The organism is Microbulbifer variabilis ATCC 700307 (genome assembly GCF_000380565.1).
GTDB lineage: Bacteria > Pseudomonadota > Gammaproteobacteria > Pseudomonadales > Cellvibrionaceae > Microbulbifer > Microbulbifer variabilis.
This window is the reverse complement of the sequence record NZ_AQYJ01000025.1, coordinates 352,003-376,237: the sequence shown is the minus strand read 5'-3', so window position 1 is coordinate 376,237 and position 24,235 is coordinate 352,003. Positions and strand designations below refer to the sequence as shown.

Genomic DNA, 24,235 nt, shown 5'->3' with positions numbered 1-24,235 from the left:
AGCATTTGATGGCAGAGCAAAAGTTTGATCTGGTTGTAATTGGTTCGGGCCCTGCAGGTGAGGCCGCCGCGATGAGTGCCGCTAAGAAGGGCATGCGCGCAGCAGTTATTGAAAAGCGCCAAGTAGTAGGTGGCAACTGTACTCATAAGGGCACCATCCCTTCCAAGGCCTTGCGCCATTCGGTCAAACAGCTGATGCGTTACAACACTCAAAGCGTGTTTCGCGCACTGGGTGAGCCTCGTCGCCTTACTTTCCCGCAGGTGATGCAAACGGTCAACAAGGTCATTTCCTACCAAGTGGAAATGCACACTTCTTTTTATGCGCGTAATCGTGTTGAGTTGATTGTTGGTGAAGCCAAATTCCGCGATGCTAACAGTGTGGAAGTGCAGCTGCCGGATGGTGCCACAGAAATTGTTACCGCAAAGAAATTTATTATTGCTACTGGCTCCCGTCCGTATCGCCCGGCAGATGTAAATTTTGGTCACGAGCGCGTCTACGATAGCGATATGATTTTGGATATGCAGCATACCCCGCATTCCATCATGATTTATGGTGCGGGAGTGATTGGCTGTGAATACGCCTCAATTTTCGCCGGCTTGGGTGTAAAGGTGGACCTGATTAATACCCGCAGCAGTTTGCTGGAATTTCTGGATGATGAAATCTCAGATGCATTGAGCTACCACTTGCGAGATATGGGCGTAACCGTTCGCCATCAGGAAGAGTATGCACAAGTACTGCCCAACGAGCAGGGCGTAATTATGGAGATGCAATCCGGTAAGCGTATCCACGCTGACGCATTGCTTTGGTGTAACGGCCGTACTGGTAATACCAACTCCTTAGGCCTGGAAAATGTTGGCCTAGAAGCCAATCACCGCGGCCAGCTAAGTGTTGATGACCATTACTGTACAGAAGTGGAAAATATTTACGCGGTAGGGGATGTGATTGGCTGGCCGAGCCTCGCTAGTGCTTCATATGACCAGGGGCGGGCTGTGGCGGCTGCCATTGCAGGGCGTGGTCACCGTGTAATCGAAGATGCACCTACAGGTATTTACACGCTTCCAGAAATTTCCTCGGTCGGTAAAACGGAATCTGAGCTGACTGCTGCTAAAGTACCCTATGAAGTCGGCCGTGCTCTCTTCAAGCACACAGCACGTGCGCAGATCTCCGGTGAGCGGGTGGGTATGCTCAAAATCCTGTTCCATATTGAAACCCATGAAATTCTGGGTATTCACTGCTTTGGTGCTGAGGCTGCAGAAATTGTGCATATTGGCCAGGCCATAATGAAGCAGCCTTCACCGCATAATACGATTGATTATTTCGTAAACACCACCTTTAACTACCCCACCATGGCAGAAGCGTACCGCAGTGCTGCATTGGATGGGCTTAATCGGGTTGCACGACTATGACAGAGCCCTCACCACATGAGTTTCAGGAACTGGTGAAAGGGTTCTTTGAAAAGATTCCTTTTAACCAACAAATCGGACTTGAAATGCGCTCCCTGGACCTGGAGGCACTCACACTTTCAGCGGGGTTTGATCTGCGCCCGGAACTGATTGGCAATGTCTGGAAAAAAATTCTTCACGGTGGCGTAATCGCCACCGCCCTGGATACCGTCGGTGGTCTTACTGCTATGGTAGCCGCTTACCAGCGTATGGGTGACGTACATTGGAAGGAAAAAGCTGATCGCTTATCTAAGCTCGGTACCGTGGATATGCGTGTGGACTACCTAAAACCAGGCAGGGGGGAGCACTTCCTCTGTGAAGGTTCTATCCTACGTACTGGCAACAAGCTGGTAGTTGCACGTATGGAGCTAAGTAATGATAAGGAAGAGTTGATTGCTACTGGCACAGCAACCTTTTTATATTGAATGGCGGCTGAGCCAGAGATAGGTTTGGTCAACCAAGCTGTCTAGCCACTTATTCTTTTAAAGGACGCCTTGTACCATGAGTGAGATACTCGCTTTTGCCGTTATATCGCTTTTATTGGTTATATCTCCAGGGCCAAATAGCGTCCTCATACTCAAGACTGTAACAGGCCAGGGGTTAAGGCCGGGCCTGGATAATATTCTTGGACTGGTCTCAGCCACCTTCGCTCACGGAGCTATTTCCATTCTCGGCTTGTCGGCGATTATTGTCCAGTCAGCTGAGCTTTATACTGTAATAAAATACCTCGGTGCAGCATACCTAGTTTATTTGGGTGTAAAGACAATTGTCTCTACTTTCTCGAAGGAGGCGAAGCACAGTCTTACAAATAGACCAAAGCTAGGAGCAGCTCAACAAGGCTCCCATATAAATTTTGTTGAAGGCTTTTTAACCCAGATCCTCAATCCCAAAGTATCAATGTTTTATCTTGCAGCTTTCCCCCAGTTTCTCCAGGTGGAAACAACAAGTTATTATCAGGCATTCCTGCTGGTTTCTGTTCATGCCTCTATTATATTTCTATGGTTTTTAGGAATGGCTTTGGTGCTGTCTAAATGGAAGCAGTCCTCAGTCAGAGGCAAGTTTCAACGCTGGATTTTACGCTTAAGTGGGAGTTTGCTCATAGGTTTTGGTGGCTTGGTTGTTCGTCAGGATGCTTGAGAAATACTTTACTTTGGGTATATGAGTTTCTAACAGGGAATAAGCTTTGAAAATTATTCAGTGCGATGAAAGCTACGTATCAGATTTGGCTTCCATTTTTGACGAATATAGAGTGTTTTGTGGCTACACATCGGATTTGGTGAGAACAGAGAAATTTCTAGGTAAATTGTTATCTAGCAAAGCCTCCGCTCTTTTTATCGCCGTAGATTTGAAGACTGCAGGGATAATGGGTTTTGTAAATCTCTATCCAAGCTATTCTTCCCTTGCACTCTCGCGCTTGTGGATTCTTAATGATTTAGGAGTATCAAGCCGCTTTAGAGGAAGAGGAGTGTCTAAGCAACTCATTCAGACTGCGATAAATTTTGCAAAGGAAACAAAAGCCATTCGTATTGAGCTTAAAACAGAGATAGGAAATAGCCGTGCAAGGCAGTTATATCACTCCTTAGGCTTCGAAATCGATCATGACAATGTGTACTACAGAGTACCTTGTTAAAGTTCTATTGCTTCTTTAATCACATATGTAATGTGCACCAAAAATAATGAGTTCTTAATGGGTGTCTGATCCATTGTTTGGACTGAATTTGTTTTTTAATATTAAGTTAGGGAAGAATAGCGAGATAAGTAAATGTAGCATTGCCCTTAGGTCTTTGTAGAGTTGATATATTTTTTCAGGTTTTACTTCATTTTAAGATTATGGGTTAATATCAATTGAAGATTCTGTTTTTGGGTTAATGGTAAGGCATGTCTAGCTAAAAAATTGCTTTCAATATTTTTCACGATTCCACTGAGCAGCTAAAGTTGGGTTTGATTTAAGTGGCAAGCACAATAATTTTACTTGTTATTGATCTTGCGTGTGTTTCAGGGGTGTATTAACTTTTGGCTCCGCTCACTCATAGTCTACTTTCGCCACTTAAATGTATTCATGCCTGGCTATTAGTGACACAGTCCTTTAAGTTTCTCAAGGCTTGGCATTTCATGGCGCTATTCCTGCACTCTAATTACAAATCTTAACTACAATCTGGTAATATCGAACATATTCATCCGGCCCAATTTCAACACAATAGGAGCTAATTTTTAGTTTGGAGTGGGCGATGAAAAAATTCTATTATATATTTGGTTGCTACTTTCCTCGGGCAGCGTTTGTGCCGAAGTTTTCAATATTAAGGCTGAACCAGGCAGCGGAAGCCGTATTAAGTAAGTGGGGATATCTTGGTAAGTGATGCTTGTAGTCGCAGTTTGGTCAGCGCAAGGGCAGTGGATTCAGAGTAGGGAAAGGTGGGAGCTAGGCTTCTGGTGATTGAGGAGTTGTTCTGGGGTGTTGAATATACTTTACTCTTTTATGTCGTACCAATTTGGCTAGCTGGCTCTTGGTGTTTTGTTTAGCTCTCCTCTTCAGCCAATAGTCTTGGTGGTTTATACTTTTACTAGTGGGTAGTCCATGGTTACCGCGATTATACTTTTGAGGAAGGAGAGCTAGATATCAAGCCGTTTCATCTATCGTTCGTTGTTCCAGACCTAGAAAAGGCAAGGGAGTTCTACGTAAACCTACTTGGCTGTGCTGTAGGCCGAGATACAGGAGAATGGATTGATATAATATTCTATGGGCATCAAATTACTATACATCAAGAAAAGGATGGAATGGTAGCCAAGCCAATAGATCACTTTGGCCCATTACTAGAGAAAAAACAGTGGAGTGAAATATTAGCTTTACTCAAAGACAATTCGATCCCATTTGTACTGGAACCACTAGTGAGAGGTGAGGATTCTGAAAATGAGGCTGGTAAATTTGTGGTTAAAGATCCGGCGGGCAATTTACTTGAGTTTAAATACTACAATAATTTTTCAGGCACTGTGGCTGGTAACAATAAATAAAAAAGACAGCTAATAGCTATAGCTGTGTATTACTTAGCAAGTTAGTTCGACAATCCAGACTTGATGCATCTTGCAGTCTAATCAAGTTCAACCTGTTTATCTTTATTGAAGATCAATTCGAGGTGTTTCCCGGTGGGGAAGCATTGTGAGCGATGCCTGGTGCCTGGCGGCAGAGTAAGTGATGGGCTTTAATGGGGAAGGCGGGCAATAGGCTCTTAAAGCTTGGGGGCTTTTCAATTTATTCAGGGTGCTCGAATTTCATATTAAAGGATGTAGCTGATTCTCAATTTTTCTAAGTATTCTATTCGGCCATTAGACTAGACGATTTGTACTTCTGTTTTGTAGGTGTCCAGGGGTACATGTTTTCAATAGGGTTGCCAGATTCTGATTAAGATTGAATAAATAACTGTACTAACTATGACAGCAGCCCAATTTCCTTAATTGTGGTTATTAATGCCTAACTTATCAGCGATTAGATAATCTAAGCTAAATCGACCGGGACCTGTAGTTATTAACCATACAAATAAAATAATATATAAAACTTGGGGTAAGTAAATAAACCAGCTCAGCCAATCCAATGGCCCTATGTCTTTGGGAATGACCTGCTCAATTTCAACGGTGGTGATAGCGACAATCATTACGATAATTAATACAATCGCAACAATTGTTGAAAAAAGCCCTACTATTAATAGTAATCCACCAAAAAATTCTACAGAAGCTAAAAATATAGCCATAAATTCATGAAAGGGCACTCCTATTTCTTTCATTAAATTTATTAGATCTGCATGCCTCTCGGGTACAAATAGCTTGTTATACCCAGATACTGAGAAGAATAATCCCAATGACACACGTGCCACCAAGATAGGTATCCATTCCCAGCTATGAGCACCAACAAGTATTTTCTTTGTCAGTGGAGAATCTTGTGTAAACATAAGCGCCCTCTTATATAGCTATATTCTAACTGTTAATTTTAATTTTAAAGTCTTCCCTGCAGCCTGTACCAAATGTTGGAGTATTTTCATTCTCACCTTTTTCATTCTTACTCAGAGGTGCGTATGTTTTAACGTCTTTTTTATTGGGGCCGTTTGCTAACAAGTAATCATCTCAGTCATTAGTATTGCGTCGTCAATAAATTATTTTTATTTAGGTATTAAGCGCAGCTAAATTAGCTGGCGCAGACGCAAATTGCCTTACTCGTTATACATCGAATCGGCATGATTACGCATATCCTAAATGCAAGCGATTTATCTTGGCTGCGCACTCACCTTCAGATGCGAAAGCTAGAGAGATTAAAAAACACGACAAATGCAATACAATTTGCAATGCTTCCACCATCTTAGCCTATTTAAATGTCAGGGCAAATCAAATCGATGATTGACCTTTTCCGCGCCATATGACGTGTTTGTGGTTAGGAAGCCCACAGACCTCCTTATCCAATGGAAGCTTTGGTGCTATTTCTAATTTTTGCCGGAACTCACTCATGGTCAAGCGTGGAGATGGATCAGAATATCCTGTAGTCCTTTTGCAATCGTGGTGAATAAAAAATTGGTAAGGAACAGGAAGCAATGAGTGGCTATATCAAGGAGAGAGATTTTAATGGTGAGAAATGTACAAATGAAAAATGCCGCCTGGTTTAATTCAAGAATTTATAAGAGACTCGGACAAAAACAAGCGCAAAAAAGCTTACTCTTTCTTCTTTAAAGGTTTGCCCCTTTTCCTTCCACTTCTGTAACCGAAATATTATCCCCAATTGTTATTCTTTACCGTTTCGGTATTTTGGACCAATCTCTTTCTTTTCTAGCGGTGCTCAAATTGCGGTGGGCATTCCTTGATGAGTTCGCTTGGAAAGTGGCTTAAAGCCGGAAGGTAAGGTTGGGGCCAGGGTTGTGTTCTTTGTATAGTAGGTATGATAAATTTTGTAAATATAAAGATGCATAATATAGTACAGCTATTTTTGAATTAACTATTAACCTCTTTAAGAGATCATAAATTGAATATTAAAATTCGTAATGAAAGTGGTGGAGATGCTGAGACAATCCACCGAGTTACAGCCCTAGCATTTCAGGATGCTCCACATAGTGATCACACTGAGCAGCTTATTGTGGAGGGTCTTCGCAAGGCAGGTGCATTATCTTTATCTCTGGTGGCTGAGTCAGGTGGAGAAATTGTAGGTCACGTTGCCATTTCAGCAGTAAACATTTCTGATAACTCGACCAACTGGTTTGGACTTGGGCCGATCTCGGTATTGCCAGAGTATCAAGGAAGGGGAGTTGGCTCGAAACTTATGGAGAAAGCTCTTGCAGACCTTAAAGAAAAGGGGGCAGAGGGTTGTGTAGTACTTGGGGATCCTAATTATTATGGGCGCTTTGGCTTCAAGGTGATCGATGGATTGGTTTTGCCAGGGGTTCCAGCAGAGTACTTCCAGGTACTGTCATTTGGTGGCAATTTTCCGCAGGGAGAGGTTGCGTACCACGAGGCATTCTGGGTACAAGGTTAAGAATCGGCCACGTTGATTGGCTACTTAGCCTTGTTAAGCCTTGCCGTTTTTTTAAGTCTTTTTCTATCAGCTTGTCAAGGAGGCTTTAAATTGACAAATGTTATTACAAATCGGATACGTGTTTCCCCAAAAAACAATAAGATAAGCAAATCTTTAATTGAGATGCTTTTATTTGAAATTAACCATTTTAGCTACGGGAAAGCTTTATACTCCGTCTGCACCGGCAGAAACTTTACTGATTTTGTATTTTGTTCACGGCGACCTTTTGACCCTCCTAATTTGGATAAGATACTCAGCCATAATGATGTTTGGCTATTGACGTCAGACGAAGGTGGTTTTCATGATTGCTTTGCTCACCTTAATGTCCAAGATAGCTACAGGCCTGCCGTATATTCTGCAAACCAAATATTAATTAACGGAAATATATACAAGTTACATGGTTTTATTAAGAAATTACTTGGTGAAAGGTGTAATGATAGTTTACTAACCTCTGAGAATACGTTGCTGTGTGATATCTCCTCCACTTTTAAAGCGAGTAACTATATAAGGTTGTGGGATGAGAATGGTGTTGTGGAGGTTGATCAAACCTCAATCATTGGTGAGTCAGATAGCTCCGAAATTAAAATTATTGATGGAGACTTAGAAGTATTTGAGTCAATATTTTATAACAAATTATGCTCAGGTCCAGATTCGGCTGATTATAGGATTCATAATGAATTAAAGTCAGTAAAACTCTTATTTAATAAAAGAGTGGTTAAAAATTATACATATGCGCGAAGCCAATCGAATCCAGATCGCTTCTTTTGGACAGATAACAGCGCAGATTATTGGGATAATTTGAAAGCTGCTAGTTAACTATGTCTCATAGCACAGTCTGATTAATATTCATCATAAAGCTTTATCTGAATTAGTATAAAAATTGACGTTGCTACTTTTTCAAGCTTTTAAGCTACCAATCCTTACAGTTTTTTTTGCTGTCGTACAAGGTGGTTGAAGCTGCTTTCTTATACTGTGGATGATAAGGAGATCCCCGCGAGTTTTTAGTAGTAAGTCTCCACTTCCATTTAGTTAGCTGGCTCATAGTGTTTTGTTTAGCTCTCGCAGTGCAGTCAGTAACTTGAGTATCTCTGCAACAGCTAGATTCACAAACCCTGGACTTCTACAGCCAAACTAACGGAAGAGCATCATTCACGATAATTTGGCTATGTAAGCTTAGATCCGTGGCAACCACATTCCCATCGTAGCGGCAAAAATACCAATGGCCATAAACACAGTCAGAGGTATCAGGGTACTGACAAAAGCAATCTGGGTTCCCTGTGCGGTTCCACGCTTTTGACAGTGAAAATACCATTCCAGCATGGCCAGCGGGAGCAGGTATTGGCCGAAGCCCAGTGCATACAGGAATGGCCCGGTAAAAGATTCCCAGTCGACCCCCCAGCCGCCGGTGAGCATTGCCCAGCCCATCAAGGCTACACGAAAGAACCACACCGCACTGGCAGCCATAAATAGGCGTAAGGCCCAGCGACGGTGCTCAGCAAAGCGCCTGGCTATCGCGGTACGCACCGCCAGAAAGGCAAACGCCAAAATTAGTATGCCGTCCATGGTGATGCTGATCTGTGATACCAGATTACCAATGGTGTGCCGCGTCCAGGTCATGTAGAGCCCCGCAATACTGGCGATGACTGCAGTCAGCAGATAGCTGCGTCCCAACCAGCGATGGAAGTTGGGGGCATGCCGTCGCACCGAAGGGATCAGCTGCAGGGGCCCACCGCCGATCACAATTGCGGCCAATAGCACGTGGCTCACCGAAGCGAGATTACCCAATGTATCTCCCTCGCGAAAGCCCGCCGGTAGGTGTAGCCCTTTTAAACCATGCACTCCCGATTCGGCAATGGGTGGGTAGAAGACGGCCAGGATATAGGCAAAGAAGATCGCATGGCCGATGGCCGCGATGCAGAACCAGGTTTTTACCGACAGGTTAACTGCTCGCCGGGTATCGAATGGTCGCGGTAATGTTTGGCTGAGTACAGCGTTGTTCATGGGTTTCTCCAGGCGATTATGGTCCGTATAAGGTCTGAATGTGCTTGCCGAGCATGTTCGGCTTTTTCGGGCACACGCACATCGGCCACAGGCAGGAATCGGACCTCCCCCAAAAGACGGAGATGCGCCTGCTTCCGCATCCTCCGAAAGTCCCATGACAGCTGGTTGCGCCTGGTTTAGCATGCGGAAATGAAATCGTCGTCCCTAAATACGCCTGCGTCGAACCCGCTCAACACCAGCTCGGAATTACCCAAGCTTCCGGTGTGGCAGCCCTTCCGCGGGCCATTCGAACGCTGGCCGCACCTGACTGATCTGCTCATCGCCCTGCTCATGTTTTTGCTGACGCTACTGATGTGGTCGCGCGAAGAGGCGCGGGAAGTGCTGGCCATGCAAAATCTGGGGGATGTTATTGCTTTCCAGTGTGCGTTCATCGGGTCCTTCGCTCTGTTGTGGCGTCGCACACACCCCTGGCAGGTACAGGCCATTATTCTCGGCGCAACAATATTGCTGGAATTGGGTTTACCGGCGGATGGCATCGTTGCCATGGCGGTTTCGCTGTATAGCCTTGGCCGCTACGAGGCCAACACCCGGGCCAGTTTTATCGGAGTCATCGCAACGCTGGTTTTTGTGGCGATTGATCAGAGTCTTCCGGTTAAACCAACCGCGGCAGGCACCGTAACGGTGATGCTGGTATGGGCGCTGTGGTATATCGGTCGCCGGCTGCGCTTTCGCGGTGAATATCTGCGCTTGCTGGAAGAGAGAGCCAAGTATTTGGAGCGCGAACGCAATGCCGAATCCGAGCGCGCGGTAGCGGCCGAGCGCACCCGAATCGCCCGCGAGATGCATGATGTGGTGGCGCACCAGGTGAGCCTTATGACCGTGCAGGCTGGTGCCGCCAGGGCTATCAGCCGCAATAACCCGCAAGCCGCCAGTGAAGCCATGGTTTCTGTGGAGGCTGCTGGCCGTCAGGCCATGACAGAAATGCGCCATTTACTGGGCGTACTGCGCCCGACCAGCAGCGACACTGCCCTCACGCCGCAACCGGGTCTCAATGATTTACCAGCTCTGATTGAAAAGGTCCGGCAGGTGTTAACCGAGGTCGACTACGAAACCCACGGCACGCTGGAAAATGTACCTACCAGCGTCGCTCTTACCGCCTATCGTATCGTTCAGGAATCCCTCACTAATGTCATCAAGCACGTTGGAGCTGCAGCGCGGGTTCAAGTGAGCCTGCGCTTAGACCATGACACTCTAGTGATTCATGTAGCCGATGATGGCAACACCACTGGCGACCGGCCCATGGCGGAAACAACTATTGACGAGCAGCCTGGCGGTGGGCATGGCATTGCAGGCATGCGCGAGCGCGCGGAATTGCTCGGCGGCCATCTGTATGCGGGCGCGGTCGATGGTGGTGGTTTTGAGGTGTATGCACAACTACCTACAGGAATGGTGAAAACATAATGTTGCGAGTGATGGTGGTGGACGACCAGGCTTTGGTGCGGCGCGGTTTTTCCCTGATCCTAGACAACGAACCCGACATTGAGGTGGTCGCCGAGGCCGGTACCGGCATTGAGGCAGTTGAAGCCGCACGAGCGCATCAGCCGGATATCATCCTGATGGATATCCGGATGCCGGAGATGGACGGGCTGGAAGCCACGGCACGCATCCTGGAAGCTAGTGATACAGCTTGCCGTGTCATTATTTTGACCACGTTCGATCCCGATGAATATGTGTTTCGTGCGCTGCGGGCAGGGGCCAGTGGTTTTGTGCTCAAGGATATTCCCCCAGAGGCGCTGGTGCAGGCAGTACGCACAGTAGCAGAGGGCGGCGCCATGCTTGCACCCGGCATCACTAAACGCCTGATCAGCCAGTTCGCACAGAAATTGGGGGCAGAACGCAACCTGTCAGAACGCCTGGAGCGCCTCACTACTCGGGAGCGCGAAGTACTTGAGGCTATCGCCGCCGGCAAGAGCAATGCCGAGATTGCGGAGGCCCTGTTTATTGGACCCGCCACCGTTAAAACCCACGTTTCAAGCCTGCTCTCCAAACTGGGGTTGCGCGATCGCGCACAGGCGGTGGTGTTCGCTTACGAATGTGGCCTGGCCACAGTAGGGGAGCGCAATGTCGGCTTCTAGATCAACACGTGTTTTGCAACGCAATGCACTGTATCGGCTTGCCGCCATCGGCGCAGTAATTTTGGGTCTGTTCCTCACCCTCGGAGCTCAAGGTCACTTTACTGCCGTTTGGCCACTGGTAACCAGCGACGGAATGGGTTTATCCCGTCGTTTGCTTTTGATACTGCCCGGCGTCATGCTCGCCGGCACAGCGGTGTTGAACTTCCTGCTCTGCAAACCACTCTGGCAAGTACGTGGCTACGCCCTCAACGTTACGCTTGCGGGTAATCTGCTTGCTATGTGCTACTTGTTCTACCTGATGATACGCGGTGTGCCCAATCACCCTATTGGTGTTTTCCTCGCACTGGAGGTGTCTTTTGTATTACTGCTCGTAGCAACAAGGGCGGGACTGGTCTGGCCTGCGGTAACAGAAGCGCCGGTTGAGAAGGGTATGCAGTAATGTATACGCTCGGGGATTGCACTAGCTACCCGGCATCTTAAACATCAAGGTTGTTATTAACTTGCTAGCTTCTTTCTGAAGTCAGACAAATCGATTTCTCTGTGTACTTATGAAGCCCTGACCGGGTCGTTTTTTCGGCAAAACAACTTCACCCATCTAAATGATTTTGATCACCACCAAAACTTTCAAAGTAAAACACCTGTCCGCTAGTATTAACACGAAGTGACTCGAAAAGATCCTTCCCGGTAAGTGCATTGCTTTTTCCCCGAAGCTCGATCGATAACTTCCCGCATAAACTTTGCTGAAACAAAATTTACCTGCTTGATTATTAATGTTTAGAGCCGCAGATCCTTGTTCAGGGTTCTATCAAAATCTTTCCCTAAATATGTATACCCGTTAAAGAAGGCTTCTTGATCCACTGTATCTTTTTGTGTGATCAGGGTGATGAGCTTTGGAATTAGGGAGAAGCATGATATATAGATGCTGCTTTTGAATTACCAGTTAAATGCCAAGAGGGAACTGTGCATAAATCAAGCAAAATCTTATTAGCTTTTTTAGCCCTACTTGCTCCGGGTATAGCCTACGCTAATGCTGGTGTACCGATGTTATTTTTGGCTATGCCAGCATTTCTGGTTTCGCTTGTACCGATCATAGCCATAGAAACACTTTATATATCAAAGGGCATGAGGCTTCCTCTCGCCCAATCTTTGAAGACAGTAAGTATTTCTAATGTAGCTTCAACAATTATAGGTATTCCTCTTACTTGGTTTCTTCTTGTTTTGGTTCAACTGGTTACTGGTGGCGGTGGAGCCTACGGAATTGATTCACTCATGGGTAAAATACTAGCGGTTACTTGGCAGGCGCCATGGCTAATACCATATGAGGAAGACCTAAACTGGATGATCCCAGCTGCAGGATTAATATTATTGATCCCTTTCTTCTTTGCGTCATGGTGGTCAGAGTATTTTATTTCGCAAAAGCTAAACAAAACGCTACCCTCAGTAAGTGTCAAGATTAAGGTGCGTAATGCCAACCTGATCACTTACTCTTTGTTAGCCGTTTGGCCCATCGGATTTTGGGTGTTAAGCAGTGCAACTAAGTAAACATTTAACAAACGTGTCAATTATGTTGCTCACAAGTACGTGTCTATTACGGGGTCATTATAATTTATGAGTATGACTGGATACCTTGAAGAAAACCGAAAGAGGCTTATAAACCTCTTGGCAAAAATCCAAAACTCGGATTGTCCAGAGGGATGGGAGCGTGTTGGTGGTATCGCGATTAGGGGCTTTATTGGCTTCGGCTTCTCTAAGGAAAAAAGTAATTTAGCACTTATCGTATCAACCTCCGGTAGATCGCTTGTTAACTGTGACTCGGCTGAAAAAGTAGCTCGAGATTATGAGGAATTTGTAGGAATTGATGATTCAGGAATATTTTGTGAGGGGATAGGAGAGTTATCTGAAGAACATATCTTGATTGCCGGCCAAAATGGTGGAGGGCTTCCCAATAGCACGTGTATTGGAGAATCTTTGATATGTTATTCTCCTAATTGGCCACAACATGATTTGTACTTTTGCGACCCATCTGCTGACCCTCTATCTGAGAGGTTCCAAGACGGCTGCATAAAGCTAAGAACTGATTTTATTGAAGCTTTTGGGTTTTCGTGGTGTGGCGATTACTTCGCAGTTGCCAGCAACTGTGATTTCGATATTTGGAAACGAAAGTGAATTGTAAAAAGCTCATTAGCGAAAGGGCAACAAAGTTGTGCAGGACTTCAAACCGATGTGTGTCTTTCGGGGTATTACGGTAGTATTACTGCGATAACTGTATCTTACTGCCAAACGAAATTATGACTTCTATAGAGCTGGCTTGGCTGGAGTCTCTGTCCTTATTGAGTTTACTCTCAAAGCCTATTTTTGTATCTCTTTTGATACGCACGTAGATCTCTTCACGGCGGATGGAGAGTGATTTGGGGGCATGGATGAATCTCTTTATTTGATTTTCCTTCACTTCTGTCAATTTGACTAAGACATACGTTCCGATTCTTAAGTTTTCGCCGGTTCGACGTATTATAGTCAACATGTTTCTTTACTAAAGGCATTCAAGCTGTGAGTGAACATACCTTGGTGTGGAAGCTTGGTAATTGATATCAGGTAAAAGGATAGAGGGTAGCGATGTGTGTAGAATAAAAGAGTCGAATTCTAGGCAATCGGAGCCTGGAAAATCGCTCCAAGCTGCTGACTTTTTGTGTCGTTAAGCTGACGGGCTTTGGAATTATAAGGAAGCATGATATATAGATGTTACTTTTGAGTTAACAGATATGTGCCTTAGGTAAATTACGAGTATGGGTTTAAGAGCGACTCTTTATCAGATTGCGAAGGAACAATATCGAGAGACCGGTCAAGGTAAGAGCTATGTAGATGGAATAGATGAGTCTGTTACGCCTCTATCACTTGATAGGTCTTGGGGTTGCATCAGTTATCTGATAACCCAAGATGAAAATGCATCATTTCTAAATACCGGCAGGCAATGTGAAAATGTGTGTGAACATTGTGAAGCTCACTCACCTGAAGCTGTTAGTGAGCTTGCAACGTATTTAGACGAATGTGAGTCGTCAACGATTATGCAGCGTTATGATTCACACACTTTGCGGCACTTAGGTGTATATGAAGCTGATTACCCAAAAATAGATATTAGTAACTACCTAGTTCAGTTTACCGATTTTGTTCGGTCCGCAAAAAACGTGGGTAACGGAATATTGGTGGTAATATGCTAGCAGAACACAACAAATTTATCTTAGTATCTTTTGTTGCTAAGGTTCATTTTGGGGTGGTCACGCCATAGTACCTCAAACTACATTTCATAACAAAAGGTCTATATAACCACGTCAAATGATCCATGGAGAGTAGATGAAATCATTCCTCATTAATCTAATCGGCTTAGTTGGATCATGGTATTTGATTGATCTTGCTTCCGAGAACCCGCTTAATTCTACTTTTGCCCCATTTGTATTTGCAGCTTTTCTAATATCCAGTTTGCTATGGTTTATTGTGAAGTTTGGAGTGACTCAGCGCTCTGGCTTTACTGGTGACTTCGGAGGTGGTGATTCTGATAGCTTTGGTGGTGGAGGTGGTGATGTTGGGGGTTAAATCAATTAACAAGCCTATATTGTTCGGTGTTATCGAATTCGGAGTGATTACGCTTTGCTTCAGCCACCGCAAATGTGAACATTATGCATCAATAGTAGAGAATTATGAGTACTCATAAATTTGTTTGTTATGAGTATTTGCAAGCACTCAAGTGAGGTCCAACAGAAAATTCAATGGTTTTGTGCTCCTCATGTGGGACTGAGTGCGTGTATCTTGGAATAAAAATACCTATTCTCCCAAAATCTAAACCTAAAAAATGGGAAGAGCTTAGGGTTCAATTTCTGAGTATAATGTTTAAAAGGCGCGTGTACTCGACCTTTGGCGGACCCATGTTTAGATTATATTTTTAGGTGAGTTGTAATAGAAGCAATAATTTCAAATTTTCGGTCTGTTTTTATATATGCCAATTTATTTGCAATCATTTTTATATTTGCCATTTTTTGGAAATCAAACGGAAGTTACGCCAAGTATTTAGTCAGTACATTTGTTCTCTTAATTGGGTTTATGGTGGCAGCTCTCTCTATTGGGTGGATATTGTTTTGACTCAATTACTCTGAGTCTGGCAGAAATGGGGAGCCAGGATTAAGGCTATTGACTAAACTAAGTACCTTGCTTATTCCTAGTATTATTGTTTTTTTATTAACTGGTATAAAATATAATAAGAAAAGGCAAAATGACGAATAAATGGGCATTTGCTTTTGACGTAGTGTATCTTAATTGGTACCTACATTTGACCTAAAACAGAAAGTGGAGAAGACCTTTAACGTTTGTGTTCAGTAACTCGAAACGAGCTATGCAGCTTATCGAACCAATAGTTGAATACATAGGTATATATCACGATGTAAATCACCATGACTATCTCAAGCATAAATGCTTCTAGGATAGTCAGATTAAAGCTCCACGCGATTATTGGCAACGTCAGTACTAACATACCCCCCTCAAACAATAACGCATGTATGGCTCTAACGATAAATGTCTTCTCCGGGTTTTTACGTATATTCAATAAGTACCAGTCAAAGGCGTGATTGAAAACCATATTCCAGACCAGCGCAAACAGTGATAGTCCAGCTGCAATTGCCAGTGACTGGTGTACCTCCAGCCCAAGTACTGGCACAACCAGCAAGCCACTCGTGAGCAACAGGAAAAACTCGTAGGAAATAGCCTGCACTAAACGATTCTTCAATGAATAAGTCATCAACCATACTCACTCTGCTTGAGAAAATATGCTTGAATGATATACAGTTAATTTAGATGGAATAAGTTAGATACTATACCTTATACAGATAGATTGAATGTATGGCAGTTTCTATTGAACAACTGGAAGCATTTGTAGCTACCGAGCAGGCTGGCTCGTTCTCAGCGGCTGCACGTAAATGCGGAAAGGCGCAGTCGGTAATCAGCTCACTGGTATCGAATCTGGAAGTTGACTTGGGAGTCAATCTATTTGATCGAAGTCAACGATACCCGCGATTGACGGACGCTGGTGAGTCACTGCTGGAACGCGCACGGAATCTTATTGAGCAACGGGAGCGTTTGATGGCGATCGCTCAGGGGTTGTCTCTGGATGTCGAGGCCCGGTTGACGTTAGCTATTGCCCAACATGTGCGTATTAAAAACCTGGGTGGACTCTTTCAAGGGTTTCAGACCAAATATCCACATGTTCAGATTACGCTCAGAGCGGGAAGTGTTCAGGATGTACAGACTTGGGTTGAAGGGGATGTAGCCCAACTCGGGATTATCACACAGCTGGATGAAGTGCCCGCTGGATGCGATTTCAGAGCCCTGGGCCATCTGAAGCTCACAGGCATCGCCTGCGTGGATCACCCGATTGCGAGACTCACTGAAGTTACCTGGGAAGACCTGAAACAATACCGACAAATCTTATTGCAGGAGTTTGAGATATCCAGCCAAACTCGCTGGCTGGTGTCTCCAGACGTGTGGAGTGTGTCACGGGTCGATGATGCGCTTGACCTTGTCGAGGCCAATTTGGGCTGGGCGGTATTACCTCTACACGTGGCCGCAAAGGGAATAGCGGCGAAAAAACTGATACAGCTCCCTCTGGTATTTGAGCAGGAGAAGGAGCTGTCACACGGTGTAGATATCATCTGGTCCAGTAAGCGTCCACTGGGTCCCGCAGCTACTGACTTGATGAAGCGGCTGAGCACAGAGGACGCAATACTGAACAGGGATCAGGCGTTATGAAGCGCTCGACAGGTTTCGGGCAAAATCTGTGATGGTTGTTTTCGGCTTACCTAGCACCTGCCAGGTTTTTTGACTTACCGGTTGCTCCTTTAGTTGTTCTACATAAGTCAGCATATGCTCCATGAATGCCGCCTGTTCTTCAGGCAGCCCCATTTCTACAATTGCAGCGATAGGGTAGGCGGCAATATCTGTTCCTGCCGAATATGCCTCGACAAACTTTCTGGCTGCTTCAGGTAGAGACATCCCCTCTGTGCCCTGAACCGAAAAACTCTGGTTGTAAGCCATCTCATTCCCGATAGCGCTACCGATCATCTCTGCCAGATCTGTTGTATTGGTGTAATAGATAGGATAAACATGGTCGCCGATAATCGCAAATTGGCCGTTCTCGATGAATGTGGGGAAAGAATCCAGGAAGAATGAACAGAAGAAGAAAGTGAAATTAATGCCCGAATTTTTAATGGCCTCTATACCTGGTTTACGGATTACATTGGTCTTGTACTCGAGACCCTTGTCCGCAAATTCCGGGTGTAGATAATCAATACCTGCGATCTGCATGATGTGTTGCACACCATTGATCTTTGCAGCCTCCACGGTATTAATCACACCTTCACGTTCAGCGTGAAAGGGTAAGCTAGGGTCAAGTGACGTAGTATTCAGGGTAATATAAAGCGTTTTGGTACCAACCAGTGCCGATACCAGGCTCTCTTTGTCCGAGACATCTGCTTCGATAAGATGGATACTCTCAGGAAGGGTAGTGCGAGCGCTAGCGGCATCCCTTACTACCGCAGTTACCTGGACACCTTTACTATCCAGTTTTCGCGCTACCTTGCGACCTAACTGGCCTGTGGCGCCAATAATCGTAATAGTTTTCTGCATGGTTCAACCGTTAAAGCAATGAATGAGGTAGCCCATACTTTGCTCAAGATTCAAAAAATCTTACAGTTATGTACCATCTATCAAATAGATACTACAGCAGGGCCTTCTAGTGCCTGTTTTTTATTCATGTTTGATGCGCACGTAGATCTCTCCTCAATGGACGACAAGGGATTTGGGGTGGGAGGCATATCTTTACTTGATTTCACGTCACCTCCAGCAATGTGTGTGAGGAATTCGTAACAATTTTTTGGTTTTTGCCAGTTCGGTACTTGTGGGTAAACTCATTGCTTTCTACTGGTGATCAAGCCGTGGGGGTATTCCTTAACAGGGCAACTAAGTGGCTCTTTGGGGGGAAGTAGGTGGGTGCACGGGATGGTAGGAGTGACTTCTAATCCAAAATATGTAAGTAAAGCAGTTTTGGTGGTTATGCTTTGCTATGTATACAAGAATGCAAAAGCAGTTTTTCGTATTTCTTGAAGAGAAGCAATAACTCATTGACTCATAAATCCTTCCTGAAAAGATATAGAGCAAGGAAAGTAGAGAATTATAGAGATATTGCTCTATATCTTTCTTTGAATATATGTACCGGTTAATGATGGGTGCTTGGTCCTCCGCACATTCTTGTGTGGCTTGGCTAACGAGCTTAGAATTATAGGGACGCGTGATATATAGGTGCTGCTTGTGAATTAACTGTTAAGTTTCCAAGATGATTAAGCATTGTTGCGAAGAAATGGGGAGAAGAGTCGAGTTTAACTGTAAGGATCATAACAATATCTACGAGAGGCCAGACATCCTTGTTTCCTACGTCCCAAAATCCGATGAATATGGTCTGATCATCGATGATGGAGGTAGCAGTTCTATTTCTATCGAGTTTTGTCCATGGTGAGGGCTAGAGCTGCCAGGTTCTAAACGAGATGAATGGTTTGATAGGTTAGAGAGTATGGGGTTTGATGACCTCACTGAACAAAGTATACCCGAGAAGTTCAAAAGTGACGCTTGGTAGCGAAATACTTAACAAGCGTATGGTGTTCAATGCTATCGCGGACGGACGGTTTAGGCTATGCTCCAGCCGCAGTAAAGGCGAGCGTTGTGTTTTGTTTGTGGTAATCAATAGAAAGTGATATGAAAAAGCTACTTGTAATTTGTTTTGCTCTGATGATTTACCAAAAATGGGATGTCATAGATAGCGTTATCAGCCCACCACCAGACTATTCAGCGATATCACAAGGTAAGGTGGTTCTCTATGCGACTTCTTGGTGTGGCTATTGTCAAAAAACAAGAGAGCTTTTATCAAAGAAAAAAGTATCTTATAAAGAATACGATATTGAAAAATCCAAAGAGGGGCGTCGTCAGTACGATTCACTTAATGGAAAGGGGGTTCCAGTGCTTATAGTCAACGATCAGGTTATTCATGGTTATAACCTTAAAGCCATTGAAGAAGCATTGAAGAAAATATAATAAGTTCAGGCAATTGACGCTCATTGACGATATAGCTAAAGGCGTTATTTATTCAAGGGAGAAACCTAATGCGTTCTATCTTTTTTGCACTTCTTTCACTATCTTTGTTTGGTTGTGGTTCAGTATCGAACCAGCTGACTACAAACGAAATAGGTGTGGTATTAGCAAATGTTTATCCTGAAAATCCAATAGAAATTGAAGTGATGTCAGAGGGAGAAATTTTAGTACCAATTACTGGCGAAACTGAGTCCATTGGCAGTCTGTCATTTTCCCTGACCGCACCAGGTGGAAATGCAATGATGTCCGCAAAAAATTCATCACAATCTATCATCAAATATGATCTATATATGGTAGATGATTCCGGAAGGCTACATTACACAAGTAGTTGCCCACTCATGCCGGGGCTCTCAGTGTTTGAATCTTGGTCTCACTTTATCCCAGAGATTATTGTCGCAAATGCTCGTGTTCTCGACGAAAATCAAGGCTATATGTGTCAGTAATCACGCATAATGACCATATCAAAATCGCTCTACGGCATTCTCCTGGACCTCCTTAGGTTAGGTTCCAGCGGGCTTTAATGAAGGTAAAACCAGTGTACGTAAAAAAATGGAGATTTACGGATATACGAAATATACAAAGCAAGAGAGTCCGTTAGAACTTTCTGAGATCACCCTCTTAGTAAAGTCAGCCGAGCTGCTCGAACTCTCGGATTTTCTAGAAAAGTGTGCAATCGAAATAGAGTAGTACGGTTCACATTGGGAACATGAGTATTTTCGACGGAGTAAAAATAACCTTGATGAACCATCGCTCATTGTTTTTAATCAAGATGCGGTATTGTAATGCATATACATAATAAATGGTTTTAGTTGATGCCAATACTATGCACCTTCTTGTGGAAGGTCTCTGCGATTCCATTATTAAACAAGCGGTACTCCACTTTGGTGGCGGCTGGACCAGGCGATAATACAATAATTACAGCTTATGCATCGTGGTCTGAGAAGGGGCGTCTTCATTGAGACTAGGACCTTGTTGGAACCTCCTGCCCTAGAGGAACCGTCCTTAACGTCTTCTATTACTACCTTTTGCGCTTTTTCAATACGCACACAGATCTCTAAGCGCTGGACAGGGAGGGGGTTGGGGAGTAGATGCCTACCTTTACTTGATTATCTTTCACTTTCAGTACTGCAATCGAGACGGCCGTCTCAACTCTTAGTTTTTCACCTGTTAGGAATTTTATCGTCAACATACTTGTTTATAGTGAAGCTCACGCTGTTGGTAGGATCATTCCTTGGAGAGGAAGCTTGGTAGGTGATAAATAGTGAAGGAGCAGGACGAGGTGCGGAGGCAGCAGTGTGTAGAATGGAAAAGGTGAGTGTTAGGCAGTCGGAGCCCAGTGAATTGATTTGAGCTACTGACTTTTTGTCTTATAGGGCTGACGAGCTTTAGAGTTGTGGAGAAGCGTGGTATATAGATGTTACTTTTGAATTGACAGTTAACTTTAAGGCGTATGAACCTAATACTTGAAAGAACAGATCAGGTAAAGTTCTTCACAAATATGAAGGAAATTTTCTCGGCTCTAAATATTTCATGCTATGACTATGATTGGTTTGTCAGCGATATAGAAGCTAACGGTTTAGTTATATCAGAGGGTTGGTACCCTGGACTTGAGTTAGAGAAAATAATAACTAGCAATGATGTCCAGTTCATTTGGGCAGTATTCAGCGCTTTTCCTATCGGCACCCGATTTGTGATTGCTGAACCACCGTACGTTGATGGAAACCCTAATTACTGGAATGCCTCTGAACCAAAACCTCAGTTAGAAAAAGCTATTTTTGAAATAGCCTGCTGGGACAGTAGTGCCACTATATTAATAGGGGTAAATCAAGCTATGGCTGAGAATTTTAAATCAATGTATACAGGTACGAAAGAACTAAAGGATGCGGTGAGGTAAGGAGCTTGATAAGCTTGGGCATGACGAGAAAGTAAACGCTATGTTTCAGCTTTACTCATGCCATGTGTGTGAAACCTAAAGGATATAAAGTTGACTGAATTAGCGAAAGGTTCTTGCAACTGCGGAGCCGTAAATTTCAGAATTAGGGTAATTCCCGAAGATGTATATATATGTCATTGCTCTATTTGTCGCAAAGCTACAGGTGGGGGCGGAATAGCCGTAACGGTGGTTTCTAATGAAAATTTTGAGTGGATTTCTGGTAAAGACCATATAAAAACATGGATAAAGCCAAATCATGATTGGCAGACAAGTTTTTGTTCAGAATGTGGATCATCCTTACCTGGGAAGAACGATGATAAGGCTATGTACGTTCCTGTCAGCTTGCTTGACACTGGCTTTGAGAGGCTAAAAGTAAAGAAGCATTTATTTTTGGATTCAAAAGCAGTTTGGGAAGAGGTTGATGAAAACAGCTCTGCCTAACAAATTGCTGCTTTATTCGACAATACTTCGCGCACTTTGTGCTGTACGCTAAGCTAACACAAAGCAGCGTCATTTAGATGGCAGCTGAGCAATACACTAGGCAAGCCCATGAAAAGAATTCTTATACTGCTAATTGTCATTGAATACTCACTTTTGGGTTGTGCTTCCAAAGTGCAGAAATATCCCGAAGTGGAAAAGAAGAGCTTTCACCATCAGTGATTGTTGCTGTTCCTTTAAAGGGTAGATACTTGCAGCAGTTTGAAGAGTGCACAAAGGAGAATGTTGTATTCCTCGATCCTCCGCCACAAGTAATTATTTATGTGGTTATTGATCAAATCTATGGAGAAGAGTTGCCGCAAAGAATTGAGGTGGCAACAACAGGGCATTTTGGGCTACAGAGCTTTGATTTCAAGTCACACAAACCTGAAATCATACTTATTGGCTCCCAGTCGAATTCACATATATTACCTAGATATCACCGTATGCCATTAGCGAAGCTTATTAACGGCGACCTTGCAATTCCAGTGTACGAAAAGGAAGACCTGTGGTGGTTTCCTTGCTCTATTTATGAACAGATAAGGCCATTAAAGTATCAGGAAAAAGATCGAGAGCTAGCTATACCACTAGAGGATACGTATCCTAAGATTCGAGAATCAAAATATGTAAGACTTGAGGGAGGATTCTATTTTCCTACTCACGGTGTACCGATCTCTAGCTTAAAAACTTATTTCGAAACCAATAAGTTTGAATTTAGAGAATTTAAGTGTGAGGGTATCTAATACTTGCTAAGGCATTTAAGACCGACATCCAGTTGGCCCGCTAAGTGCACGGTAGCTGGATAAGAATATATTAATTGTAACTTACTATGAAGCGAATATCTATTGGAATTATAATCTTGTCGTTATTGAGTATTGCTTACTCATTTTCTATTCCTGCATATACCAATGAGGAAGAGTATCACAGAAAGTATATGGCACTTGATTGGCAGGAACTAGGTGGTAGAAATGCGTCAAATCAGTTTTATAATTTACGAAACGAGTATCTTTCTCCGAAATACCGGTATCAAGATTACGGGTTTACTTTTCTTATACTAGGTATAGCTATTTTTACTCTTTTAAGAAAGGGAAAATTAGTTAATGCACCATCTTCTAAAGGAAGAGTAGCGCTAATTGGTTTTTGTGCGGCTACCCTAACCGTAGGAGCGAGTGTTGGTGATATCTTCCTTGAATTTTATCGTGGTTCATATCCTTGGTGGGCTGACTCGATAGGAATACCGCTTATGAGTATCCCTTTCCTGGCAATTATATTGTTTGGCTGGGCATTACTTAACTTACTAGCCATGAATGGCAAATTTAAAGTGGGCGGAATAATTTCATTCAAGAAAATTAAGGGGTCTAATTATTTTTACTTGTTCTTGCTGGTTATAACTGCGGTCATCGTAGCTCTGTGCGTCGCTGAAGCTTATTTTTGGATGGTTCTACCCAGCTTATTGTGGTTATATTTTTACGCTTCACTATGGGCAGGGAGATATGCGGCTAACAAGTTAAATCAGTAGGACGCCCAAGCCAGATTCTCAACTTAAATAAGTTAGTACGATAACCGCGGCGTAAAACACCGTTGCCTAATATGGCGGAACCTCTACCGAGATTGGGGTTCTGTTGGGGCCTCTTTCCTTTGAGAATCTGTCCTTAGTGCTTTCCACTGCATATTTTTTGTTCTCTTTCGATGTGTAAAATGATCTCTCACAATGAACTGAGTGGTATTAGAGAGCGTGGGTACCTATCTTTGCTTGGTTGGCACTCATTTTCAGCAATGTAATCGAGGTATTCGTGCCAATTTTTAGGTTATTTAAGGTTTGGTGATGTAGGATCGACCTGTTTGGTTGTTACTGATGCTTTAAGCTATGGGTGGGTATTTCTAGGTGGAGAAGCTTGTATAAGGAAGGGGAGCGCGGCAACGGTGGGGGTAGAATAGAAATATGCCGCGCTAGGTACCTTTAACTAGCTATCTCATTATTTTATACCTTGAATAGAGGCTGAATTAGATGAAAATAGATCTATCCGATGAAGAAATCTCTACGCTACGTGAGGTCACCAAACAGTTGGTGGTGAAGAAGCGTACTGGAGAAGTGGGTATAATGCATGGTATGAATCGCTTCGTTTCGACGCGAGTGGTTCTAAAGAAGAGGGACCGTGAGAATCTATCTTCAGCCTTTAAGAAACTGGGTTTGGCTGGTTTTCCTAAGGAGGTAGATGTGTAGTTCAAAGTAACACATAGTCTGATAGGTATTCGTTCAGACCAAATCCCTATAAAGGAGGATTGGGTCGAGCCTCTTTCCATAGAAAACTCTCCTCACTGCCTACTTTTTGTCCATTTTAAATACGAGTATCGATTTCTTCGCGATGAACGGGAGGGCGCGTGGAATCCAAGCTTTACTTGAATGCCTTCCATCTCCTGCAATGTGCTTGAGATATACGTCCCGATTCTTAGGTTTTCGCCGTTTCGACGCTTTATGGTCAAAATGCTTATTTCGTGCTGATTCTCAAGCCGAGTGTAG

At 43.9% G+C, this 24,235-nt stretch carries 28 protein-coding genes and 1 pseudogene; 23 read left to right on the top strand and 6 right to left on the bottom strand.

Annotation, left to right across the window (positions count from 1 at the left end; all coding sequences use genetic code 11):
* The first annotated feature begins 8 nt into the window (after positions 1 to 8).
* The 5 genes from sthA (at position 9) to G367_RS27000 (ending at position 4,451) form a co-directional block, all read left to right on the top strand.
* Positions 9 to 1,406 carry a Si-specific NAD(P)(+) transhydrogenase gene (gene sthA, locus G367_RS0110460; RefSeq protein WP_020413082.1) on the top strand — a complete coding sequence of 466 codons (1,398 nt, stop codon included), beginning with the start codon at positions 9 to 11 and terminating at the stop codon, positions 1,404 to 1,406.
* A complete protein-coding gene (locus G367_RS0110455; protein ID WP_020413081.1) occupies positions 1,403 to 1,867 on the top strand; it encodes a thioesterase family protein in 465 nt (154 codons plus the stop codon). The genes sthA and G367_RS0110455 overlap by 4 nt, the downstream gene beginning before the upstream one ends.
* Positions 1,868 to 1,943: 76 nt before the next feature.
* Positions 1,944 to 2,579 (top strand): LysE family translocator, encoded by a 636-nt coding sequence (locus G367_RS0110450; RefSeq protein ID WP_020413080.1) that lies wholly within the window; start codon positions 1,944 to 1,946, stop codon positions 2,577 to 2,579.
* Positions 2,580 to 2,625: 46 nt separating this feature from the next.
* The gene (locus G367_RS0110445; protein WP_020413079.1) at positions 2,626 to 3,072 is read left to right on the top strand and encodes a GNAT family N-acetyltransferase; all 447 of its coding nucleotides are present in this window, start codon (positions 2,626 to 2,628) and stop codon (positions 3,070 to 3,072) included.
* 986 nt (positions 3,073 to 4,058) lie between these two features.
* Positions 4,059 to 4,451, top strand: coding sequence for a VOC family protein (locus G367_RS27000; RefSeq protein ID WP_026305057.1), 393 nt, complete (start codon positions 4,059 to 4,061; stop codon positions 4,449 to 4,451).
* 437 nt (positions 4,452 to 4,888) lie between these two features.
* Here the strand turns inward: G367_RS27000 and G367_RS23595 are convergent, their stop codons facing one another.
* The gene (locus tag G367_RS23595) at positions 4,889 to 5,383 is read right to left on the bottom strand and encodes a DoxX family protein (RefSeq protein WP_020413077.1); all 495 of its coding nucleotides are present in this window, start codon (positions 5,381 to 5,383) and stop codon (positions 4,889 to 4,891) included.
* 1,058 nt (positions 5,384 to 6,441) lie between these two features.
* On the opposite strand from G367_RS23595, the gene G367_RS0110430 reads away from it, so the two are divergent.
* Positions 6,442 to 6,948 carry a GNAT family N-acetyltransferase gene (locus G367_RS0110430; RefSeq protein ID WP_020413076.1) on the top strand — a complete coding sequence of 169 codons (507 nt, stop codon included), beginning with the start codon at positions 6,442 to 6,444 and terminating at the stop codon, positions 6,946 to 6,948.
* A gap of 90 nt (positions 6,949 to 7,038) precedes the next feature.
* Entirely contained in the window at positions 7,039 to 7,803 is a 765-nt protein-coding gene (locus tag G367_RS0110425; RefSeq protein WP_020413075.1) for a hypothetical protein, read from the top strand.
* A 357-nt stretch (positions 7,804 to 8,160) separates the two neighbouring features.
* Here G367_RS0110425 and G367_RS0110420 read toward each other — a convergent pair whose 3' ends face one another.
* A complete protein-coding gene (locus G367_RS0110420; protein WP_020413074.1) occupies positions 8,161 to 8,988 on the bottom strand; it encodes a DUF2306 domain-containing protein in 828 nt (275 codons plus the stop codon).
* Between the two features lie 189 nt (positions 8,989 to 9,177).
* On the opposite strand from G367_RS0110420, the gene G367_RS0110415 reads away from it, so the two are divergent.
* The 5 genes from G367_RS0110415 (at position 9,178) to G367_RS23590 (ending at position 13,289) form a co-directional block, all read left to right on the top strand.
* Positions 9,178 to 10,449, top strand: a complete 1,272-nt coding sequence (locus G367_RS0110415; RefSeq protein WP_157533455.1) for a sensor histidine kinase — start codon at positions 9,178 to 9,180, stop codon at positions 10,447 to 10,449.
* Positions 10,449 to 11,123, top strand: a complete 675-nt coding sequence (locus G367_RS0110410; RefSeq protein ID WP_020413072.1) for a response regulator — start codon at positions 10,449 to 10,451, stop codon at positions 11,121 to 11,123. Before G367_RS0110415 ends, G367_RS0110410 begins: the two co-directional genes overlap by 1 nt.
* A complete protein-coding gene (locus G367_RS0110405) occupies positions 11,110 to 11,562 on the top strand; it encodes a hypothetical protein (protein WP_020413071.1) in 453 nt (150 codons plus the stop codon). Before G367_RS0110410 ends, G367_RS0110405 begins: the two co-directional genes overlap by 14 nt.
* A 521-nt stretch (positions 11,563 to 12,083) precedes the next feature.
* Positions 12,084 to 12,665 carry a hypothetical protein gene (locus G367_RS0110400; RefSeq protein ID WP_020413070.1) on the top strand — a complete coding sequence of 194 codons (582 nt, stop codon included), beginning with the start codon at positions 12,084 to 12,086 and terminating at the stop codon, positions 12,663 to 12,665.
* Between the two features lie 66 nt (positions 12,666 to 12,731).
* Positions 12,732 to 13,289 carry a hypothetical protein gene (locus G367_RS23590; protein WP_020413069.1) on the top strand — a complete coding sequence of 186 codons (558 nt, stop codon included), beginning with the start codon at positions 12,732 to 12,734 and terminating at the stop codon, positions 13,287 to 13,289.
* Positions 13,290 to 13,374: 85 nt separating this feature from the next.
* On the opposite strand, the gene G367_RS26995 is transcribed toward G367_RS23590, so the two are convergent.
* Complete coding sequence (locus tag G367_RS26995; RefSeq protein WP_020413068.1) at positions 13,375 to 13,644, bottom strand: carbon storage regulator; 270 nt, start codon at positions 13,642 to 13,644, stop codon at positions 13,375 to 13,377.
* Positions 13,645 to 13,906: 262 nt separating this feature from the next.
* Between G367_RS26995 and G367_RS27115 the strand changes: the two genes are divergently transcribed.
* Together G367_RS27115 and G367_RS0110380 are read left to right on the top strand one after the other, a co-directional pair.
* On the top strand, positions 13,907 to 14,338 hold the full coding sequence (locus G367_RS27115) for a DUF1877 family protein (RefSeq protein ID WP_020413067.1): 432 nt from the start codon (positions 13,907 to 13,909) through the stop codon (positions 14,336 to 14,338).
* Between the two features lie 133 nt (positions 14,339 to 14,471).
* A complete protein-coding gene (locus G367_RS0110380; protein ID WP_020413066.1) occupies positions 14,472 to 14,711 on the top strand; it encodes a hypothetical protein in 240 nt (79 codons plus the stop codon).
* A gap of 760 nt (positions 14,712 to 15,471) precedes the next feature.
* On the opposite strand, the gene G367_RS0110375 is transcribed toward G367_RS0110380, so the two are convergent.
* On the bottom strand, positions 15,472 to 15,906 hold the full coding sequence (locus G367_RS0110375; protein ID WP_020413065.1) for a PACE efflux transporter: 435 nt from the start codon (positions 15,904 to 15,906) through the stop codon (positions 15,472 to 15,474).
* Between the two features lie 101 nt (positions 15,907 to 16,007).
* Between G367_RS0110375 and G367_RS23580 the strand changes: the two genes are divergently transcribed.
* Complete coding sequence (locus G367_RS23580; RefSeq protein WP_020413064.1) at positions 16,008 to 16,913, top strand: LysR family transcriptional regulator; 906 nt, start codon at positions 16,008 to 16,010, stop codon at positions 16,911 to 16,913.
* On the opposite strand, the gene G367_RS0110365 is transcribed toward G367_RS23580, so the two are convergent.
* Positions 16,908 to 17,789 carry an SDR family oxidoreductase gene (locus G367_RS0110365; RefSeq protein WP_020413063.1) on the bottom strand — a complete coding sequence of 294 codons (882 nt, stop codon included), beginning with the start codon at positions 17,787 to 17,789 and terminating at the stop codon, positions 16,908 to 16,910. The genes G367_RS23580 and G367_RS0110365 overlap by 6 nt on opposite strands.
* A gap of 706 nt (positions 17,790 to 18,495) precedes the next feature.
* Between G367_RS0110365 and G367_RS27110 the strand changes: the two are divergent.
* The 3 genes and pseudogenes from G367_RS27110 to G367_RS0110355 all read left to right on the top strand — a co-directional run bounded on the left by G367_RS27110 (position 18,496) and on the right by G367_RS0110355 (position 19,747).
* Positions 18,496 to 18,792, top strand: a pseudogene (locus G367_RS27110) (DUF6980 family protein).
* A 119-nt stretch (positions 18,793 to 18,911) separates the two neighbouring features.
* Positions 18,912 to 19,247, top strand: coding sequence for a glutaredoxin family protein (locus G367_RS0110360; protein ID WP_020413062.1), 336 nt, complete (start codon positions 18,912 to 18,914; stop codon positions 19,245 to 19,247).
* Between the two features lie 68 nt (positions 19,248 to 19,315).
* Positions 19,316 to 19,747: a hypothetical protein gene (locus tag G367_RS0110355; protein WP_020413061.1), complete on the top strand. Its 432-nt coding sequence runs from the start codon at positions 19,316 to 19,318 to the stop codon at positions 19,745 to 19,747.
* 611 nt (positions 19,748 to 20,358) lie between these two features.
* On the opposite strand, the gene G367_RS26780 is transcribed toward G367_RS0110355, so the two are convergent.
* The gene (locus G367_RS26780; RefSeq protein ID WP_083922709.1) at positions 20,359 to 20,493 is read right to left on the bottom strand and encodes a carbon storage regulator; all 135 of its coding nucleotides are present in this window, start codon (positions 20,491 to 20,493) and stop codon (positions 20,359 to 20,361) included.
* 309 nt (positions 20,494 to 20,802) lie between these two features.
* On the opposite strand from G367_RS26780, the gene G367_RS0110345 reads away from it, so the two are divergent.
* From G367_RS0110345 to G367_RS0110325, 5 genes are all read left to right on the top strand, one after another.
* Positions 20,803 to 21,198, top strand: a complete 396-nt coding sequence (locus G367_RS0110345) for a hypothetical protein (protein ID WP_211214924.1) — start codon at positions 20,803 to 20,805, stop codon at positions 21,196 to 21,198.
* Positions 21,199 to 21,288: 90 nt separating this feature from the next.
* Positions 21,289 to 21,678, top strand: coding sequence for a GFA family protein (locus G367_RS23575; protein ID WP_211214923.1), 390 nt, complete (start codon positions 21,289 to 21,291; stop codon positions 21,676 to 21,678).
* 215 nt (positions 21,679 to 21,893) lie between these two features.
* The gene (locus tag G367_RS0110335) at positions 21,894 to 22,457 is read left to right on the top strand and encodes a hypothetical protein (RefSeq protein WP_020413056.1); all 564 of its coding nucleotides are present in this window, start codon (positions 21,894 to 21,896) and stop codon (positions 22,455 to 22,457) included.
* Positions 22,458 to 22,573: 116 nt separating this feature from the next.
* On the top strand, positions 22,574 to 23,233 hold the full coding sequence (locus tag G367_RS0110330; protein WP_245556682.1) for a hypothetical protein: 660 nt from the start codon (positions 22,574 to 22,576) through the stop codon (positions 23,231 to 23,233).
* 489 nt (positions 23,234 to 23,722) lie between these two features.
* A complete protein-coding gene (locus tag G367_RS0110325; RefSeq protein WP_020413054.1) occupies positions 23,723 to 23,938 on the top strand; it encodes a hypothetical protein in 216 nt (71 codons plus the stop codon).
* Positions 23,939 to 24,235 lie beyond the last annotated feature (297 nt).